The sequence below is a fragment of the Elstera sp. genome (genome assembly GCF_044372965.1).
Lineage (GTDB): Bacteria > Pseudomonadota > Alphaproteobacteria > Elsterales > Elsteraceae > Elstera.
This window is the reverse complement of the sequence record NZ_JBILQX010000063.1, coordinates 1-18068: the sequence shown is the minus strand read 5'-3', so window position 1 is coordinate 18068 and position 18068 is coordinate 1. Positions and strand designations below refer to the sequence as shown.

Below are 18068 nucleotides of genomic sequence, written 5' to 3'. Positions count from 1 at the left end.
TTAAGGTGATCGTTCAGGCTGAAAAGCGATTGAGGTTCCATCGGTAGGCTCCGAGCGAGGGACCCCATCAGTGAATCACAGCAAAACTGAACGGGCGAGGGTTTTTGCGGGTGTCCAGCTTATTGGCATCGTCTTCCCAGGTATAGGAGCAGAGCAAAACCCCAGGATCGTCGGACGGATTGCCGTCGGCGTCGGTATCGAGGGCATAGCCATAAACATCGCGCAAGAAGGTATCGGTCACGATAACCTGGGGGATATCGCTCACTTCCCAGAAGCGCTGCTTGAGTTTATAGAATATTTTGCTCGATGTAATGTTGTGGGACATTTTGATGCCCTTCCAACTTGCCATCGGCGGCCAAAAATTATTACCGTCACTGGGGTTCACGAAAGTCTCTTCCAAGAAATTCGTCCCGAAACTCGTGTTCATTTGCATCGACCAGCCGGGGGCGGTGACGATCAGATGGTCGTAACTCGCCGCAGCCCCGGTCTCGGTTGTCAGGCGATAGGTGCCTTCAAACCGATCAATATAGCGAACGCGCGTGCTAGTCAGCAGGGCCAGACCGAGCCCATCGGCGCGGAACGCCCCCAAATTCTGATAGAAGGAGGTGCCGTTTTGCGCCCCTCGGCAGGTGACGGGCTGGAAAAGATGCAAGGCTGGGGTGGCGGAAACGCCCGCCAGCAGGGGCATTTCAAACTGATGCCCGTGCGAGTCGGGGCAAACCCCCTGACTTCGCGCCGATTTGGGCAGCGGCAAGGCGGCGGCGATCTCGGCGGGAATATGGCCCAGCAGTTTATGATCGGTGGCAAAACCGAAGATCAGGGTGCGAATCGGGTAGAGCGCGGCAACATCGAAAAACGCGCCCCAACTGCCGTCGCCTGTCCCGATCGTATAGAAGATTTCGGTCTGCACCGGGTCGAGGCCAAGCCCGCCAAAATCCCCTTCGGCATTGGCGGCGGCGTGATCGGGGCAAGTTGTGCCGTCGAGACCGTAAAACTGCTTGCGCGGCAAGAGGGCGACGTCGCGGAAGGTATGGAACTCATAGGCCTGGACGATCTTTTGCCAATAGTCCCGCCACTCTTGCGTGGCACCGTAGCGGCGCGAGACCCAGGCTTTGACATTATGGGACCAGGCTTGCCAGGCTAAATATACCTGCTGCAAACCGGGGGTGGGGGGGAGCATCGCATTTTCGGTCGGGGCCCAACGCAGCAAACCGTGAAACTTCAGCGCGCCGATTTCAGGGCCGAAGCCTTCGTTGACGTAAATCCCCGTTGTCGTCACCGGGCTGCCAGGATTGGGGAAGTCTTGATACTGCTGCCCATAGGTTTCGAGAAAATAGGCCGTTAGACTATTGCCGCCCAAAGGGCCGTTTTCCGGCGTAAACAAGGGAATGCGCATCGCCCCAAGTTCGAAAGGGGTGATGCTATCGAGCGGACGCCCGGATTTGGATCCTGGCATAATCGGATAGGCGCGGCCGCCGACGCGATCATCGGCTTCGAAGATCGTGATGTTCTTATAGCCGCACCGGAAGAGCTCGCGTGCAACCGTGAGCCCGGCATAACCCGCCCCGACAATGGCAATCCGTTGCTCCGCTGCGGGGGTTCCGCCGACCGAGGCAATACCATGCTCGGCGGTTCGCTGCATGAGATTGTAATAATTGAAGGGGAAATCTGCCGGGTTCGGCCAATGGGGCTCCCACGGGTTCACCGGACTAGTGGTCGGGTTATCGTTCGAGTGAGAACCATTTAAAGTTTTGTTTAGGGACATTTTGCACCAAATAAAATTTAACCCTGTGTAGGTTTTCAAAAAAATCCCGTCAATTGGAAAAACGCACACAAGAGCACCCCTGTGGGTAGCAAATTTACAGGTAAGTTTCTTTTTTGTTTTGTGACGGTTTTCAGAGGCTTCCGTGGACGCGGTTAAAAACAGTCCGGAAGCCTTCAAGGTATCCGGTCTTGGATAAACTCCCGCTAAGCTGGCAGCGTTTTTCGCCTCTCCAACCGTGTCGGTCTCGCCAAGAATGTCCCTCTGGACTGTATCGGAACTGCGCGGCGCTAAACCGCGCTTTGGCGGCGCAGTTCCGTCAAAAGCGCGCCAACATCGCGCATCAGTTTCTGGGTTCGCTCCATCACGAGCGTGGAGGCTTCTAGAACCGAGCCCGAATCCCGCTCGGTTTCTGTCACAGTGCCATTGAGGGCCGAGGTATCCTGCGCGATGATTGTGGTCGTCCGGTCGATCCCCAGCACGGTCGAGGAAATCCCTTGAGTCACGGCGGTTTGCTGGGTGACGGACGAGGAGATAGCGCCTGCGGTTTCGCTGATTTGGCCGATGGTGCGGCTAATGCCCCGCACGGCATCGACCGCGCTGCTCACGGCATCCTGCATGGCCGAAATCTGCTGGTTGATATCCTCGGTGGCCTGAGCGGTTTGATTGGCAAGGCTCTTTACCTCGGCGGCGACGACGGCGAACCCTTTGCCAGCGTCCCCGGCCCGCGCGGCTTCGATCGTGGCATTCAGCGCGAGCAGATTGGTTTGCGACGCAATGGCGCTAATGATACCGACGACATCATTAATCCTTTGCGCGGCGGTGCTGAGGCTCGTGATTGTGTGATCGGTACGGTCGGCTTCTTTCACCGCGCGCTCGGCGACACTGAGGCTCTGAACGGATTGCTGGCCAACTTCGGCGATGGATTGGGTCAATTCCTCAATCGAACCCGCGACATTGGTAATCTCTACCGACGTTTTTTCCGACAAGCTCGCCACATTGGTCGAGTGGTTGCGTGCCCCGCCAAGGCGTTCCACCATATGGCTGGAAAGTTTCGTCATATCCCGTGAGGCGCTGGCGAGGCTTTGCACCATTTCTTCGACGGCTTGCTCGATTTTTTCGGCGATGTCTTCCACCAAGGCGCGCTGGCGCTCCTGGGCGTGCAGATCTTCCTGTTCGAGCTTTAGGCGGGCGACTTCCCGCGCATTGCGGGCGAAAACTTCCAGCGCGCGCATCATCTGGCCGATTTCATCGCGGCGATTACCCGCCTGAACGTCGATATCCAGCTTGCCATCGGCCAAGGCGCTCATCTGCTCTTCAGTCCGACGAATGCCAACCGATATGTGCGAGCCGATCATTAAGCTGAGGCCAATAGACATGACCATGGCAATAATAGAAACTATAATAATGGACCCTTGAACTTCTTCGGAGAGCGAGTCTACCCGATCCGACTGCACTTGAATATTTCGAACGGTGGCGTTGCGGAGGTTCTCCAACGGTTTGCGGAGGGCCTCGTATTTGGCGGCAGCCGTGTTAATCAGCGGCGTTGCCAGCGTCGGGTTCCGTTGTGCCATATCCGAAGCGGCTTTGGCGCTGGAAATATACGATTCGACCAACCCCGGGAGCGCTTGCACAATCTCGTGCTCCGCCGCCGTTCCGGCCCCCACCGCCGTATTGGCGCGGACGAGATCGTTCAACCGGGCAAGATCGCGGCCAATCGTGGCTTGGATCGTGCCAATCTCCTCGTCACTACGGCCGAGGCGCTTCCACACGACGATACTAAACATGTTGGACTGCGTGTCGGCCACGGCTTGCAACATTCCCTCACTGCGCAGAACGGCAGGAACATCCACCGTAATGACCTGCTGCCCCAGCCTCTTTTGATCGCTCAATCCAACGCCCACGGCAGTGCCAATGATAATAAGCGCTGCGGCAAAAATCAGGGGCGCGAACAGGAGCTTCAGCCGAATGCCGAGGTTGCTGAGCATGGTTCGATCCAATCTAGCGGAGTAAAATCATAAAAAAGTCAGCATACTAATCTATGCCGTCAATCTTTTTTAGCGGCAGGCCGTCACCATCACGCGGGGCTTTTGAACCCACGCGGAAAAGCAATGGTATTCATATTCTTTTTCATTGGTATAGCCAGGCCAGTAATTAAGCGAATAGTCGCCGCCCTTATCCGCCGACTCGGTGAATTCTTTAACGATCAAGCGACCGCGCAGATCCTGCATGGTTGTAAAATCGATCCCCGACAGATCAGGAAACTTATTATGGGCGGCCATTTTGTTATCGACCCAAATCATCAAACCCGGCAGTGCGCTGCTGAATTTGCTATTCTTATCCTTCAAAGCGGCAACCGCACTGGCTTCGCCATTGGTTTTCGTAAAGGAGATATAGTCGGTTACAAGATCGCGCACCTGTTGATCTGTCCCATATTCCGTCCCGGCCTGGGCGAGAGGGGCTGCAAGGGATACGGCGAAGAGTGCCGCGGCCAACATAGGCTTCGTGACATATTGGTACATCGTTTGACTCCTGCTCAACATCGAACCCTACAAGCGTATGCGTTCGCGCATAAGGCTACCAAAGGTAGCGAAAGACGCCGTGGATTATCACATTTAGAGCAAATGTGTTATATAAATTCTGTTTAAAACATATTGCGGTGTGGGTGGCGGCGCTTGCGCCCGTCCGTCCGGCAATATCGATATTCGCTTGCATCCCCTAATCATATCCGCTATCGGATATATCCGCCCTCGGATAAAACCCCCACCTAAGCCGGGGGCGCTTTTTCCACTTTCCAACCGAAAGCCTCAACCATGATGTCCCTCTGGACCGTTTTATCGGGCCGGTGGTTGCGGGCCCGTTGGCCCGAGCCGCCAGCTTCGTCTGTGCCGCTTCTCTCTGTTTCGGAAATCTCGCCGCACCTGCGGCGCGATCTCAACCTCGGTGACGATTTGCCGGGCGAGGTGGATTTTTCCTTGCGTCCATCCATCCGGGGACGGATGATATCCCCGTTTGCAGGCTTCTAATCCACGCCTTCCCCTGCCACCATTAGCGTCCCTTCCACGGATAAGGATTAAACCCATGATTTACACGACCCGCGCCTGTCGATCGAAGCAGGCATTCATCGCTTTTCACGGTGTCAACCGTCATCGCGCGATAGCCGACCTCTGTCATAGCTCTCTGATACCGCAGGTGTCTCATGCCCATATTTCTATCGGTTCCCCTGGGGCCTAAGCTCTACATCGAAATTACCCGTTGGTCGGTGCCTGCCCGCGCTTTGCGCTGGGCCGAGGTGCGCCGGGAAAATCGGGAGGTCCTGATATGGTTCGGTCGACTTCACATCATCTATACGCCCTCGCGCTGGATGCCGCGCGTTCCGGCCGGTCTGGGACGGGCCGCTGATGCACCCGCCGGCTGCCCTGGATAACCCGGTACCGGTAAGCTGCGGGAATGACGCTGCCGACGCAGCGCTTCCCACGCTCATCCGTGTGCTCGAGGAGTTTCGGACCCTCGACCCGGACCTTCCCATTCAATACGCCCTCTCGTTCCTCACCTTGGCGCAGAACGAGGGGCTTTCTATGGGCGAATTGGCGCAGCGCCTCGCCATCGCCCAATCCTCCGCCTCGCGCAATATCGCGGCCCTATCCGACTGGCACTCCTTCGGCAAACCCGGCTTGGGGCTGGTAGAAGCCCGCGAAGACCCGCGCGAGCGCCGCCGCAAGCTGGTGAGCCTGACCGCGAAGGGCCACGCCTTTCTGCACCGGCTCACGGCCCTCATGGTCGGCCATAGCCTGCCGGACGCCGCTGTTAGCGCGCAACCGACGATGATGGCGTTGGATACGCGCGCGCCCGTTGCCCACTTGGGCTAATTTGCGCCGCATTGTTTCACGCGAGTCATAAGTCTCTTCCCCCGAAGGGGCGCTATGCTATAGTCGCCGCACCCTCCGACCGGGCGGAAACGCCGTCGGGTGACTAAAGGATTGAAGACTCATCGCCATGAAACTGACGATCGATCGTGCCGCTCTGCTCAAAAGCCTGGCCCATGTGCAAAGTGTCGTCGAGCGGCGCAATACGATTCCAATCCTCTCCAATATCCTGATCGAAGCCAAAGACGGCGATAGCGTTGCCTTGACCGCGACCGATATGGATTTGGATATTGTCGAGCAGGTCTCCTGCCCCGTGGCCCTACCGGGCTCGGTAACGGCGCCCGCCCATACGCTCTATGATATCGTCCGCAAGCTGCCCGATGGCGCGTCGGTCGAACTCACCTCTGAGCCAGAAAAAGAGCGCGTGACTGTGCGCGCCGGGCGCTCCACCTTCACGCTGCCCTCGCTGCCGACGGCGGATTTCCCCAGCCTCGCCTCGGATGATCTGCCGTTCAATTTCGCGCTGTCCTCGGCGGAACTGAAGGCGCTGATCGACCGCACCAGTTTTGCGATTTCGACCGAAGAAACCCGCTACTATCTGAACGGCATTTATCTGCACGCAACGCAACAGCCGAGCGGCCCGGTGATGCGCGGCGTTGCCACCGATGGGCACCGCCTCGCCCGCGTGGAACTGCCGCTGCCGAAGGGCGCGGAAGGCATTCCCGGCGTCATCATGCCGCGTAAAGTGGTGCTGGAGCTGCGCAAGCTGCTCGATGAATCCGATGGGGCTGTGACGATTGGCCTGTCGGACACCCGCATTCGCTTGGCTTTCGGCGCGATTACCCTCTCCTCGAAGCTCATCGACGGCACCTTCCCCGATTACGAGCGCGTCATTCCCACGGGCAATGACAAGGTGATGGAACTCAACCGCAATAGTTTCGCCGAAGCGGTGGACCGGGTTGCCACCATCTCGACCGAAAAAAGCCGCGCGGTGAAAATTGCCCTCGGCACCAATGGCCTAACGCTGACGGCCAATAGCCCGGAAGCGGGCAGCGCCTTGGAAGAGCTGGAAGTTTCCTACACCAGCAACCCCTTCGAGATCGGCTTCAACTCGCGCTATCTGCTCGATATTCTGAAGCAGGTTCAAGGCGATGTGGCGCAATTCATTATGGCCGACGCCGCCTCCCCCACCGTAGTGCGCGACCGCGCCGACGGCAGCGCGATTTACGTGCTGATGCCGATGCGGGTGTGAGCCCGGTTTCTCTAACGATCCCGGCATTGAGCCGGGTTCGCCTGCATGATTTTCGCTCCCACGCGGCGCTCGACCTTACGGTTGAAGCGCCTTGTGTGATTCTAACGGGCGATAATGGGGTAGGGAAAACCAACCTGCTCGAAGCCCTGTCGTTCTTAGCACCAGGGCGGGGGTTTCGCCGGGCGGCGATCCAGGAGATCGACCGGCAAGACGGGCCAGGAGGCTGGTCGATGCAAGTCGCGCTCGATACCGCCCACGGCAGTGTGGAAATCGCCACGGGCCGCGTCCCCGCCCAAGGCGACCGGCGGCAAATCCGCATCGATGGTGAGCCCGCAAAGAGCCAAAGCGCGTTATCGGATTTGTTGGTCGTCTCCTGGCTGACCCCGGTTATGGACCGGCTGTTTCAGGAGGGGGCATCGGCCCGGCGGCGGTTTCTTGACCGCATCGTGCACGGCTTCCTGCCCGATCACCTCCAGCACCTCAGCCGCTACGAAGCCGCCCAGCGGGACCGGCTGCGGCTGTTGCGCGAGGGCGAAGGCGGCAAGCGCCCTGATCCGCATTGGCTGGCCGCCCTTGAAGACACGATGGCGAGCGACGGCACCGCGATTGCGGCGGCCCGTTGCGACATCACCCAGCGCCTCAGCCTCGCGATGGCCGCCGGCGTAGGCCCGTTTCCCGCTGCCGATCTTGCGATGCTCGGCACCTTGGAACAGGCTTTGGCCGAAAAACCCGCGCTGGAAGTGGAGGAGGATTTCCGCCGCACCCTGCGCCAAACCCGCCCGCGCGATGCCGCCGCCGGAACCACCACGGAAGGCCCGCACCGCAGCGACTGGCAGGTGATCCACCGCCTCAAACAAATGCCCGCCGCCCTCTGTTCGACCGGCGAGCAAAAGGCCCTGCTGATTGCGATTCTCCTGGCCAACGCCCGCCTGATCCGCACGGCGCGGGGGGCTCCGCCGCTGTTGCTGCTGGACGAAGTTGCCGCGCACCTCGATCCGGGGCGGCGGCAAGCCCTGGCGGAGGAACTGTTCTCGCTCGGGGGGCAGGCATGGTTGACGGGGACCGAGCCAGGGCTGTTCGCGGCGTTTGGGGCGGTCTATACTTCCCATATTCATCTATGAATGTAGCGAGGCATGACATGAGCGTACATGATACCGTTATAGGTCCATACGTTAGAGATATTATTGATCAAATGTTTGTTCGAACAGCTGATCAGGATTATATTATTGCTAGAGTTGCTTTTCTTAATGGAATGGACTTAAATTCTTTATGGAATAGTGTTCATAGTTTAGAAAAGTACTTCAAAGCAATTTTGCTTTATAACGGATTATCATCTAAAGGTTATGGGCATGACGTAGGGAAATTGTTTGAAAAAATTAAAACCCTTAACCCTGTTTTTATTCTAGAAAAGTTCCCTGAAATGGCTGGAGATAAGAGAATATTTGACAAAATGTCCGTAAAAAGATATATTGAGATAATAAATAAAATTGTAAGCGCAAATAATAGGTATTTAACGTACGGTTACACGGTTCACGCAGAATATTTGTATTGTTTAGACTATATTGTTTGGTACTATCGCCGTTTCTGCCGGAAACAATTTTTAGAATTTAATGAATTTGGAAAAAATATTAAAATAGACATATATAATTCAATTGTAAATGGAGATTCATCTGAAAGATTAAGTGGCTTCTTGCCAATAGAGAATTTATTAAATAAGAAAGAGCCAAAACTTCTTTATGAATTATTTTCAGAGTCGAATTTCGCTTTTTTTAAAAATTTAGAACCCATTACAACGTTCGACAGGTGGGGGGCTCGCAGTTCCCCTCTGATAGGCTATTTTGAATCCATAGACTCAAGCCGCGAGCAGGCTCATGTAAAAAGTTCCTCTTCTGAAGTCTTGAAATGGGTGGGCAGAAATATTTTTTTGCCCAAAAGCGACACGGAAGCAATTGAGCTCTACCTAAAAAAAGTAATATCGGAAACGAAATCAGATGGCTCTAGCTAAAAGACAAAAACCCGGTCCCGCTCAATCGCCTGCTTTAGCGTTGGGCGCTTAACCGGCTCCGGCACGAGATCAACCGTTTGGCCGACAAGAGCGGAAACTTGGCATTGGACTGCCGAAAGCTGCCACAGATCCAGCCGAATGTCGGGCGCGAATTCGGCGGCGAGATCAATGTCGCTGCTCTCGGTCGCCTCATTGCGGGCGACTGAGCCGAACAGGCTGAGGTGCCGCACGCCCGCCTGTTGAAGCTCGGGCGCGTGATGGCGTAGCAGCAGAATTAGGTCAGCGCGGGAAATCATGGCCGCATCCTAGCATTTTCAGCCCGCCCGCCTCAATTGCGCACCGCCAGAACCACCAGCAGCGCGCCTGCAACCGCAATCGCATCTTCAATCAGCGCAGCGGGCAGGTCACGTCCAAAGGCCTGCGCTAGCCGGGCGCGCGCCGCAGCTCCGCCCAAAGTGCCGATCACGGCCCCGATGATGCCTGCGACCATACCGCCGATCCAACTTCCCCCCGCAAAACCGAGTGCGGCCCCGCAGAGCGCGCCGCTCACCAGCCGCCCGCCGAACTGCACCGGCACTTTCCGGCTCGGGGTGCGCGGCAGTTGGTCGGAGATCAACTCGCCTATCGCCAGCACCGTAAAAATATAGGGCGTATAGGCATAGCCCAAGAACGCGAGCGGCGTTTCGGCGAGCGGCAACCAGCCCAGGGCTGCGGCCCAACTGATCGCGGAGGGGGCCATCATGGTCCGCAAACCAGCGATCACGCCGATGCAAAGCGCGAGAAAATAGACGGTCATCGGAGGCTCCGGCAAAATAGGGCTTATAATGCCAGCGGGCGCAGCTTATGCCGTTTCGTCGCGAATATCGGTCGTCGGGCCGTTTTTTTGGACCGACTCGATCCCATTATCGCGGCCTTGCGTGCTTTTGTAGGTCTCGCTGGTGCCGATAATCTGGCCATTCCCAGCCTTCAGATTGAAATAGAACTCGCCATTTTTAGCGGTCAGGCGCTCGTATTTCGTATCGTCGGGGGCGTTTTTTTGGACCGAGGCAATGCCATTTTCGGCAGAGCTTTTCGATTCATAATTTTCACTGGCAAGAATAATCTCGTGGTTTCCTGCCTTTAGGGAAAACCGAAACGCGCCGCTGCTGGTTTTGCTCAAAACATAGTAACCGGCCATGTTTCTACTCCCTATGCAGGAAAATTCATTGAAAGAACGCGCCGAAGCCCGAGGGCCTCGGCGCATCTTCGCTTATTTTACGGTGATGCGGTAGAGCGCTGTCGTGCCGCTCACCTCGTTCCCGACGATCAGCAGCGGCTGGCCGGTAGGCGAATCCTTCGCCGCAACAAAGGTGAGGCCTTCCGGGCCTAGGTCGCCAGCCTTCGCCAGGTCCTTCTTCGGGTCGGCGTCGAAGTCGCGGCTATTGGTGTAACCGGCAAAGCGCGGCGCGCGCGGGTCAGTAATATCGTAAACCATCACGCCACCGATACGCTCCAGCCCGATAAAGGCGTAGGTTTTATCGCCGATCTGGCCGAGCGCCAGCCCTTCCGGTTCCGGGCCTTTATTGTCGGAACGATCATCGACGGCGTTCTTATCGTGGGTCGAGTTGAACCATTTTGGGTTCAAGGCAGCGAGGCGGGTTTCAAACGCGTCACCGGAGTCCCAGACCAACCCACCGTTTTCGTCGCGGATGGAGAAGGAGCGCGCGCCGTAGGCATAGAGCGTGTCGTACACCAGCTTGCCATCTGCCGAAAGTTTCGGCGTGCCGTCCGCATTGGTTTGATAGCCCTGGCCCCAGGAAATCGTGAGGCGGCCCAGCGCTTCGTCCTTCGCGCAATCGCCCGGCCCGTCGGCGGTGGCACCGCAATAGCCGAAGACTTGCGGCGAGAGCATTGCGCCTTTTGCCAAGGCGCGCAGTTGCGGCGGCAGATCTTCGCCCGCGCGGCCATCGAAGCCTTTGGGGTTGACGAGATGCTTCACCCGGAACTCTTCGACAAAGCCCGGTGCGCCCTTAGCGTCGCCGCCCTTCCAGGCCTTATCGTCGCCGCGATTGAAATTCCAATAGGCCTTATTGCCCTCGCCCCACGGGCGGCTGTCGCCTTCATTAGCGGTGACAATGTAGGTCTTGCCCCCGGCGGTATAGGCGGCGATGGAATCGGGCATATAGAAGCCCTTAACCCCGGCCCAGGTCTTGATAGTCGCGGCTTTATCGGTGTCGGAGGTATCGAGCCCATTGCCCGGTGCACCATGATCCTTCACGCCCAACCCCTGGACCAGCGTGACGCGCGCGGTGGCGATATCGACGCGGGCGAGGGCATTATTTTCCTGCAAGGCAACCCAGGCGGTTTTTCCATCCTCGGACACGGCGATATATTCTGGCTCGAAATCCTGTGCCACGCTGGCACCGGGGCTGGTAATGCGCGCGCCCTGGGCGCGCAGTTCGGCTTCCTTGCCGTTCCAGGCGCGGAAATCGGCCGTGCGGGCGGTCGGGCTAGCGGGATTGCTGATATCGATGATGCTGATCGAGCCCTCGGGATCGGCAGCATAATCATCGGCGGGCTCGCCCTCATTGGCGACTAGAACGGTTTTTCCGTCAGGCGTGAAGGTCAGCATGTCGGGCAGCGCGCCGACCTGCACTTTGCCAAGCAGCTTGAAGTCCGACACCTGATAGAAGGCGGCGAAGCCCGGATCGGTCTTCACGGCGGGCTCGACGGCCAGCGCGATCACACCATTACGGACCGCAAGGCTATTGACGGTCGCATTGGGGGCGACATCGTTAGCATTGATCTCGCCAATGCGGCGCGGATTGGCGGGGTCGGCGATATCGAGCACATCCACGGCTCCGGCCTTAGCATTCACCACAAAGGCGCGGCGGGTGGTGGGATCATAGGCGGTGATTTCGGCAGCGCTCGCGCCGAAGATGCCGGAACTATAGCGCCCGAGCAGCGTGAGCGCTTCCTCCTCTGCCGCCCCTGCAGGCAGCGCCGCCGCCAGCACCAAAGCCATTGCCGCCGAACGGCGCATCGCCAAAACCGACATATTTGCCTCCCCCTAGGAACGATGAATGCCGGGACGATACGGGGGAGCCGTGACAGTATTATTACCCAAAAGCACCCAAAAAACGCCGCACGCTCGCTATAGACCCCGTAAAAATAACAGTTCGGGTTCATTGTAGACGGCGATCTGCTCGATTACTTCGGGCATGCTGGAGCGAAGCGTTTGGGCGTGAGAAGATTCCAGCCCATCCCTGCCCCGACCGATATTCACTAGCCTCGCGCGCTGCACCTGCTAAACTGCGCCGCTTGCTTTGAGCCCGCCGCAGGTGGGTGTCGTTTGCGATGATTTGTGTGGAGCGTGCCTGTCGATGACCTCAGTCCCCTTGCCCAAAAATCCGGCTGGAACCACGAATGCGGATGATTACACCGCCGATTCGATCAAGGTCTTGCGCGGTCTTGATGCCGTGCGCAAGCGCCCCGGCATGTATATTGGCGATACGGGCAGCGGCTCCGGCCTGCATCACATGGTCTATGAAGTGGTCGATAACGCCATCGATGAATCGCTGGCCGGGCATTGCGATCTGGTCGAGGTGATTCTCAACTCGGACGGCTCCTGCACGGTGCGCGACAATGGGCGCGGCATTCCGACCGACGTGCATTCGGAGGAAGGGATTTCCGCCGCCGAAGTCATCATGACCCAGCTTCACGCGGGCGGGAAGTTCGACCAAAACTCCTATAAGGTTTCGGGGGGCTTGCACGGCGTCGGCGTGTCGGTGGTGAACGCGCTCTCCTCGGTCTTGCGCCTGCGCATTTGGCGCGGTGGCCATGCCCATGAGATGGAATTCCGCCACGGGGTTGCGGTGTCGCCGTTGAAGGTGGTTGGCCCGTCCGATGGCAAGCGCGGCACGGAAGTCACCTTCCTGCCCTCCTATAAAACCGACGAAAACCCCGAAGGCACCTTCGAGAATGTCTTCGAGTTCAGTTTCGATACGCTGGAGCATCGCTTGCGCGAACTCGCGTTCCTGAACTCCGGCGTCACCTTGAAGCTGATCGATGGCCGCCACAGCGAGCCCAAGGAAGTGCTGCTGCATTTCAAGGGCGGCGTGCAGGCCTTCGTGCAGTATCTCGATAAGTCGAAATCGCCCCTGCACGCCCCGCCGATCATGGTGAAGGGCGAGCGCGACGGCGTGACCGTGGAAGCGGCCCTGGAATGGACCGACGCCTACCATGAATCGATGCTGTGCTTTACGAACAATATTCCGCAGCGCGATGGCGGCACCCATCTGGCGGGTTTCCGTTCGGCCCTGACGCGCATCGTGAACACCTATGCGACCGATAGCGGCATCGCCAAAAAGGAAAAGGTCTCCCTGACCGGCGACGACGCGCGCGAAGGGCTCACCTGCGTTCTGTCGGTGAAAGTGCCGGACCCGAAATTCTCCAGCCAGACCAAAGATAAGCTGGTCTCGTCGGAAGTGCGGCCCATCGTCGAAAACATCATCGGCGAAAAGCTGAACCAGTGGTTCGAAGAGCATCCGCACGAAGCCAAGCGCATCGTGGCGAAAATCGTCGAAGCGGCTTCCGCCCGCGAAGCCGCCCGCCGCGCCCGCGAAATGACCCGCCGCAAGGGCGCGCTCGATATCGCCTCGCTGCCCGGTAAGCTCGCCGACTGCCAAGAGCGCGACCCCGCCGCCGCCGAACTGTTCCTGGTCGAGGGTGACTCGGCAGGCGGCTCCGCCAAACAAGGCCGTAACCGCAAGTATCAAGCGATTCTGCCGCTGCGCGGTAAGATTTTGAATGTGGAGCGCGCGCGCTTCGACAAAATGCTGCTGTCGGCGGAAATCGGTACGCTGATCGCGGCGCTCGGCACCAGCATCGGCGTTGAAGATTTTAATATCGATAAGCTGCGCTACCATAAAATCATCATCATGACCGACGCAGACGTGGACGGCAGCCATATCCGCACGCTTCTGCTCACCTTCTTCTACCGCCAGATGCCGGAACTCATCGAGCGCGGCTACCTCTATATCGCCCAGCCGCCGCTGTACCGGGCCAAACGCGGGCAGAGCGCCGTCTACCTGAAGGACGATCGCGCGCTGGAAGATTATCTGCTCACCGATGGGCTGAAGGACGCCACGCTGATCTTGGGCGACGGCACCGCGATTGCGGCGGATGAATTGCGCCGCTTGGCCGATACGGCGCGGGCCGCGCGCAACCTCATTCAACAGGTCGGGCGGCGCGTTGGCTCCGTTACGATTGTGGAACAAGCCTTGCTCGCCGGGCTGCCGAACCCAGACGCCGAGATTGGCGCGAACGAGACTGACGCCTCCCTCGTCGCCCGCATCGCCGAGCGGATGGACGCGATGACCCGCGAGGCCGAACGCGGCTGGCGCGGCACACTGACCGCCGACGGTATCCGCCTGTCGCGCCTGTGGCGCGGCGTGGAAGAGCGCTATGATCTGGACGCGGCCACGCTGCGTTCCGTGGAAATGCGCCGCCTGATGACCCTGGCCGACACCTTCCGCGCCGCCTTCCAGCTTCCGGCCCGCCTGCGCCTGAAGGATAAGGAACAGCAAGTGGCGGGGCCGGTGGCCCTCGTCGATGTTCTGTTCGAGCATGGCCGCAAGGGCGTTTCCATCCAGCGCTACAAAGGCCTGGGCGAAATGAACCCGGACCAGCTTTGGGAAACCACGCTGGACGCCAACGCCCGCACCTTGCTGCAAGTGAAAGTTGCCCAGTCCGAACAGGCGGAAGAAGTCTTCTCCACCCTGATGGGCGACCTCGTCGAGCCGCGCCGCGACTTTATTCAGGCGAATGCGCTGAAGGTGGCGAATTTGGACGTGTAGGGCGTTAGGGCGGTGGCTTAGCGCTGCTGCCCTCCCACCGTGTCAATCTTGGGGATTCCTCTTAAACCCGCTAAGCCGCCGCCGCAAGCCGGATTTAGCAACAAATCCGTCCATTGACTGTGAGATTTGAAGGGTTTGCTGGCGCAAGTCGGCGGTCGCAGATATAATTTGGTCAATAGAGATTTGCGTTTTGGCGTTTGCATCTTTGATGTCGATTAAAACATCGGTAGCTGTTTCGGTTTCTTGGACGGCCTGATTTACGGCTTTTTGGATATCTTTGGTCGCTGAGCGCTGTTGCGTTGCGGCAACACTAACATCTTGGTTTGCACTATTGATGCGCCCAACGGTCGACGCGATTTCCCCCAAGGCCGAGACGGTTTGCTCGGTTACACCTTGAATATCGCGAATGCGGCTTTCGATATCCTCGGTGGCTTTGCGCGTACGATTTGCAAGGGATTTGACCTCGCCCGCTACCACCGCAAAGCCCTTTCCAGCATCACCCGCCCGCGCAGCTTCAATGGTTGCATTCAACGCCAGCAGGTTGGTCTGTCCGGCAATTTCCTCGATTAAGCGTACGACAAGGCCAACATCTTGCGTCAGGTCGGTCAATCGTTCCACGACGCCATGGGTGCGGCCTAGATCGCTGATTGCATCTTTAGTCACCTCGGTGGAATAGCCAGCCATCTCGTGCACTTTTGAGATAGCCGTGCTGAGTTGTTGCATTGTTTCTGAGACCGTATCGACGCTTTGGCGCGCGCCTTGCCCCGCCTGTTGGCCTACGGCGACAACCTGCCCCGCTTGGTCGGCAACGCTTATCACCTGTTCGGCGTTCTGTTGTAGCCGATTGGTGGCTCCCGTTAGGTTATTCAGCAAGATGCTGACATTTTCTTCCAACTGGTCGGCCAAGTTTTGCAGCGTTTCCCGCTTATCGCGTTCGGCCTCTTCTCGCAAAGAATCTTGGCTGTCTTGAAGCATTTTGAGATTGATCAAACTCTCTTTGAAACGCTCCAGAACCCCAACAATCCGCCCCAGCGCGTCGCTCCGATGGAGCGGCGCCAGATCGACACTTGTATCGCCCCCCATAAGGCGATCCGCCGTTGCCGAAATTCGAGTGATGGCACGCGTTAAGCCTTGAGCAATAACCCAAGCAAGAATAATGACCACGACGGTTGCGAGCAAAATTGAGAGCGTAAAAATAGTTTCCGCGTTTTTTAGTTCTTTCGAGCTGAGATCAGCGGCTTCTTTCGATTGCGCAATGGAGCGCTGCACCGTTTCTGCTACGAGTTTTGCCAAAGTATCATAATTATCATCGAAGGGTTTAAGAAAGGATGTGGCCGCCTCCACATCAATTTCCAGCATTTGCCCAACCCAATCAACAGCACCTTTAAATTTATTGACATCAGCGATGAGAGTGTCGAACGATCCACTTTGCTCGAAACCTTTTTGTTTTTCGAGTTCAGCGAGAATGCGATCAATAAGCGCAATTATATTCTTAGATTCATTCTGTATGTTGATCTGATCAGGGTTAACTTGGTGAAGCGTAATAATGCGATAGAGGCGGCCATTGATCGTTTCGATCTCACTGGCTAAGCGACTGACGGAGGTTGACGCCGGTAGCCTGCGGTTGGTGATGTCCTGCAAGGTTTCAAAGGATCGATTGAGCAGGGCAAGCGTCAAAATCGTCAACGAAATAAGCGTAACAACAGCAAGCGCAGGGACAATGCCAATCTTGAACCCCATAGGCCAGTTTTTCATCTGAAGCCAACTTTGCATTCTGATTCCCCTAAGTCCGACCATCACAAATGTTTCTGATGTAACCGATTAACAGGGCCGGTATTAGAAACGTCCCGTTAACGTTACTAAAAATCGGCGATCGGGTCGGATCCCCGCGCGCTGGAGCTGATGGGCGATGAGAAGATTTTGCCCTGAAACCGCGATATCGAAATTGTCGCTCAAGGCATAACCTACGCGCGCATCGACATTGAAATAACCGTCAACTCGGGTCAATCCGTAGGTACTGGCGTCCGAGTTTGGGCGAATATAGTCCGCCGATGAGATGTAGCGCCCAAAAATATCGGCTTCCAGCGCACCCCATGAATAACCTAGGGAAGCATTGAGCATGTGCTTAGGTGTCGTTTTATCAGGAGCAAGGGGTGCGGTCAGAACGGTTACGTTATTATCCAGTCGGTCTCTGACTTTTATGAACGAGTAATTACCGCTCCAGCGGAACCCCTCACCAGGTTTACTCTTGAGGCCAATTTCAAACCCATTCGCCGTTGAGTCACCTATATTCGTAAATCCAACGATGGGTTCTTGCGACCGTGGTGGTAGAAATAGCGCCCTGCCGACGTTAAAGTACTGCAAATTTTTGTTTCTTTGATGAAAGACGGCAAGCCGCAGATTGGCATTAATAGGGTCGATTACGCGATCATAGGATACTTCGACATTGGTAACGTAAGTTGGATTAACATACGGGTGCCCAAAGAAATTCGGCGGCCCCTGAAAGGACCAATTAATGAGGCTCGGCACCTGAACGCCGCGCGCCGCGAGCAGGCGCACCGTATCGTCTTGTGTGGCGCGCCACACAAGACCAGAATTAAAGCTGAAAGTCCGCAAATCACGGTTCCAGTCGGCATTGCTCAAGCCAGCCTGTGGGCTAATCGCGCCTTCCCGTTTCATCATCAACAAATCGCCACGGACGGCATTCGTGATGCTGAGAGAGGGGGTAATTGCCCAATCCCACATCGCCCCGAGTGAGGCGACCTGATAGGACATTGTGCTGGGCTCAAGGACGACATTGCCAACACTCTCAAGAGAGTTCTTGCGATACTCAGCAGAAAGACGGAACGTGTGGTCGGTACCGACCTTAAACAAATCACTCACCTGAGCGACATCAACTTGGTTATGTACGTCGATGCGGCCAAAATTTGTATAGCTTGAATCAAGAATGTTTCGATAAACTGAAGCTTCAATGAGCCAAAATTCAGTGTCTGCAATCAACTTTGTTTTGAATAAAGTGGTTTGAAACTTACTCTTATTGGGTTGATATTCTGGGATTACGTCTGTTTGGCGCGCATAGCTGCGCGTAATCTCGGCGCCTATTTGAATTTTATCGGTAAGTTTCGCTCTACCATCAAAGGCAATGGACCCTCGACGGGGGTTGCCTTGATACTGCGAACTAAAGTCAAACGGCCCTGTACCGAAATCGTAAATCGTTTTGGGAACGCCTTTGTATTGTTTGAACCGCCCCGAGTTTGCCGGAGACCCCAACTCGTGAGAAGTAGGGTCTATGACAAGCAAGACGACGAACAAGTTTTCTCCTGAAGTCCGCGCCCGCGCCGTTCGG

Annotated in this window: 14 protein-coding genes; 5 read left to right on the top strand and 9 right to left on the bottom strand. The window is 57.0% G+C overall.

The window, feature by feature from the left end; genetic code table 11:
* Positions 1–67: 67 nt before the first annotated feature.
* The 3 genes from ACIQ36_RS09990 to ACIQ36_RS09980 form a co-directional block, all read right to left on the bottom strand.
* The gene (locus tag ACIQ36_RS09990) at positions 68–1705 is read right to left on the bottom strand and encodes an FAD-dependent oxidoreductase (protein WP_395828754.1); all 1638 of its coding nucleotides are present in this window, start codon (positions 1703–1705) and stop codon (positions 68–70) included.
* A gap of 347 nt (positions 1706–2052) precedes the next feature.
* Entirely contained in the window at positions 2053–3750 is a 1698-nt protein-coding gene (locus ACIQ36_RS09985; protein ID WP_395828752.1) for a methyl-accepting chemotaxis protein, read from the bottom strand.
* A gap of 69 nt (positions 3751–3819) precedes the next feature.
* Complete coding sequence (locus tag ACIQ36_RS09980; protein WP_395828750.1) at positions 3820–4284, bottom strand: hypothetical protein; 465 nt, start codon at positions 4282–4284, stop codon at positions 3820–3822.
* An 879-nt stretch (positions 4285–5163) separates the two neighbouring features.
* On the opposite strand from ACIQ36_RS09980, the gene ACIQ36_RS09975 reads away from it, so the two are divergent.
* The 4 genes from ACIQ36_RS09975 to ACIQ36_RS09960 all read left to right on the top strand — a co-directional run bounded on the left by ACIQ36_RS09975 (position 5164) and on the right by ACIQ36_RS09960 (position 8885).
* On the top strand, positions 5164–5631 hold the full coding sequence (locus ACIQ36_RS09975) for a MarR family winged helix-turn-helix transcriptional regulator (protein WP_395828748.1): 468 nt from the start codon (positions 5164–5166) through the stop codon (positions 5629–5631).
* 127 nt (positions 5632–5758) lie between these two features.
* The gene (dnaN, locus tag ACIQ36_RS09970) at positions 5759–6880 is read left to right on the top strand and encodes a DNA polymerase III subunit beta (RefSeq protein ID WP_395828746.1); all 1122 of its coding nucleotides are present in this window, start codon (positions 5759–5761) and stop codon (positions 6878–6880) included.
* On the top strand, positions 6877–8001 hold the full coding sequence (gene recF / locus ACIQ36_RS09965; RefSeq protein WP_395828744.1) for a DNA replication/repair protein RecF: 1125 nt from the start codon (positions 6877–6879) through the stop codon (positions 7999–8001). Before dnaN ends, recF begins: the two co-directional genes overlap by 4 nt.
* Before the next feature lie 17 nt (positions 8002–8018).
* A complete protein-coding gene (locus ACIQ36_RS09960; RefSeq protein ID WP_395828742.1) occupies positions 8019–8885 on the top strand; it encodes a HEPN domain-containing protein in 867 nt (288 codons plus the stop codon).
* On the opposite strand, the gene ACIQ36_RS09955 is transcribed toward ACIQ36_RS09960, so the two are convergent.
* The 4 genes from ACIQ36_RS09955 to ACIQ36_RS09940 all read right to left on the bottom strand — a co-directional run bounded on the left by ACIQ36_RS09955 (position 8882) and on the right by ACIQ36_RS09940 (position 11922).
* Positions 8882–9181 carry a nucleotidyltransferase family protein gene (locus tag ACIQ36_RS09955; RefSeq protein WP_395828740.1) on the bottom strand — a complete coding sequence of 100 codons (300 nt, stop codon included), beginning with the start codon at positions 9179–9181 and terminating at the stop codon, positions 8882–8884. The two genes, ACIQ36_RS09960 and ACIQ36_RS09955, sit on opposite strands and share 4 nt — an antisense overlap.
* Before the next feature lie 32 nt (positions 9182–9213).
* Positions 9214–9681, bottom strand: a complete 468-nt coding sequence (locus ACIQ36_RS09950; RefSeq protein ID WP_395828738.1) for a DUF4126 domain-containing protein — start codon at positions 9679–9681, stop codon at positions 9214–9216.
* Between the two features lie 45 nt (positions 9682–9726).
* Positions 9727–10062 carry a YegP family protein gene (locus ACIQ36_RS09945; RefSeq protein ID WP_395828736.1) on the bottom strand — a complete coding sequence of 112 codons (336 nt, stop codon included), beginning with the start codon at positions 10060–10062 and terminating at the stop codon, positions 9727–9729.
* Positions 10063–10134: 72 nt separating this feature from the next.
* On the bottom strand, positions 10135–11922 hold the full coding sequence (locus tag ACIQ36_RS09940; protein ID WP_395828734.1) for a choice-of-anchor I family protein: 1788 nt from the start codon (positions 11920–11922) through the stop codon (positions 10135–10137).
* 325 nt (positions 11923–12247) lie between these two features.
* Here ACIQ36_RS09940 and gyrB point away from each other — a divergent pair, with 325 nt between their 5' ends.
* Positions 12248–14722, top strand: coding sequence for a DNA topoisomerase (ATP-hydrolyzing) subunit B (gyrB, locus tag ACIQ36_RS09935; protein WP_395828732.1), 2475 nt, complete (start codon positions 12248–12250; stop codon positions 14720–14722).
* Between the two features lie 42 nt (positions 14723–14764).
* Here the strand turns inward: gyrB and ACIQ36_RS09930 are convergent, their stop codons facing one another.
* Both ACIQ36_RS09930 and ACIQ36_RS09925 read right to left on the bottom strand, forming a co-directional pair.
* Complete coding sequence (locus ACIQ36_RS09930) at positions 14765–16495, bottom strand: methyl-accepting chemotaxis protein (protein WP_395828730.1); 1731 nt, start codon at positions 16493–16495, stop codon at positions 14765–14767.
* Between the two features lie 63 nt (positions 16496–16558).
* Positions 16559–18068, bottom strand: a 1510-nt coding sequence (locus ACIQ36_RS09925; protein ID WP_395828728.1) for a TonB-dependent receptor plug domain-containing protein, incomplete at its 5' end; no start/stop codon positions are given.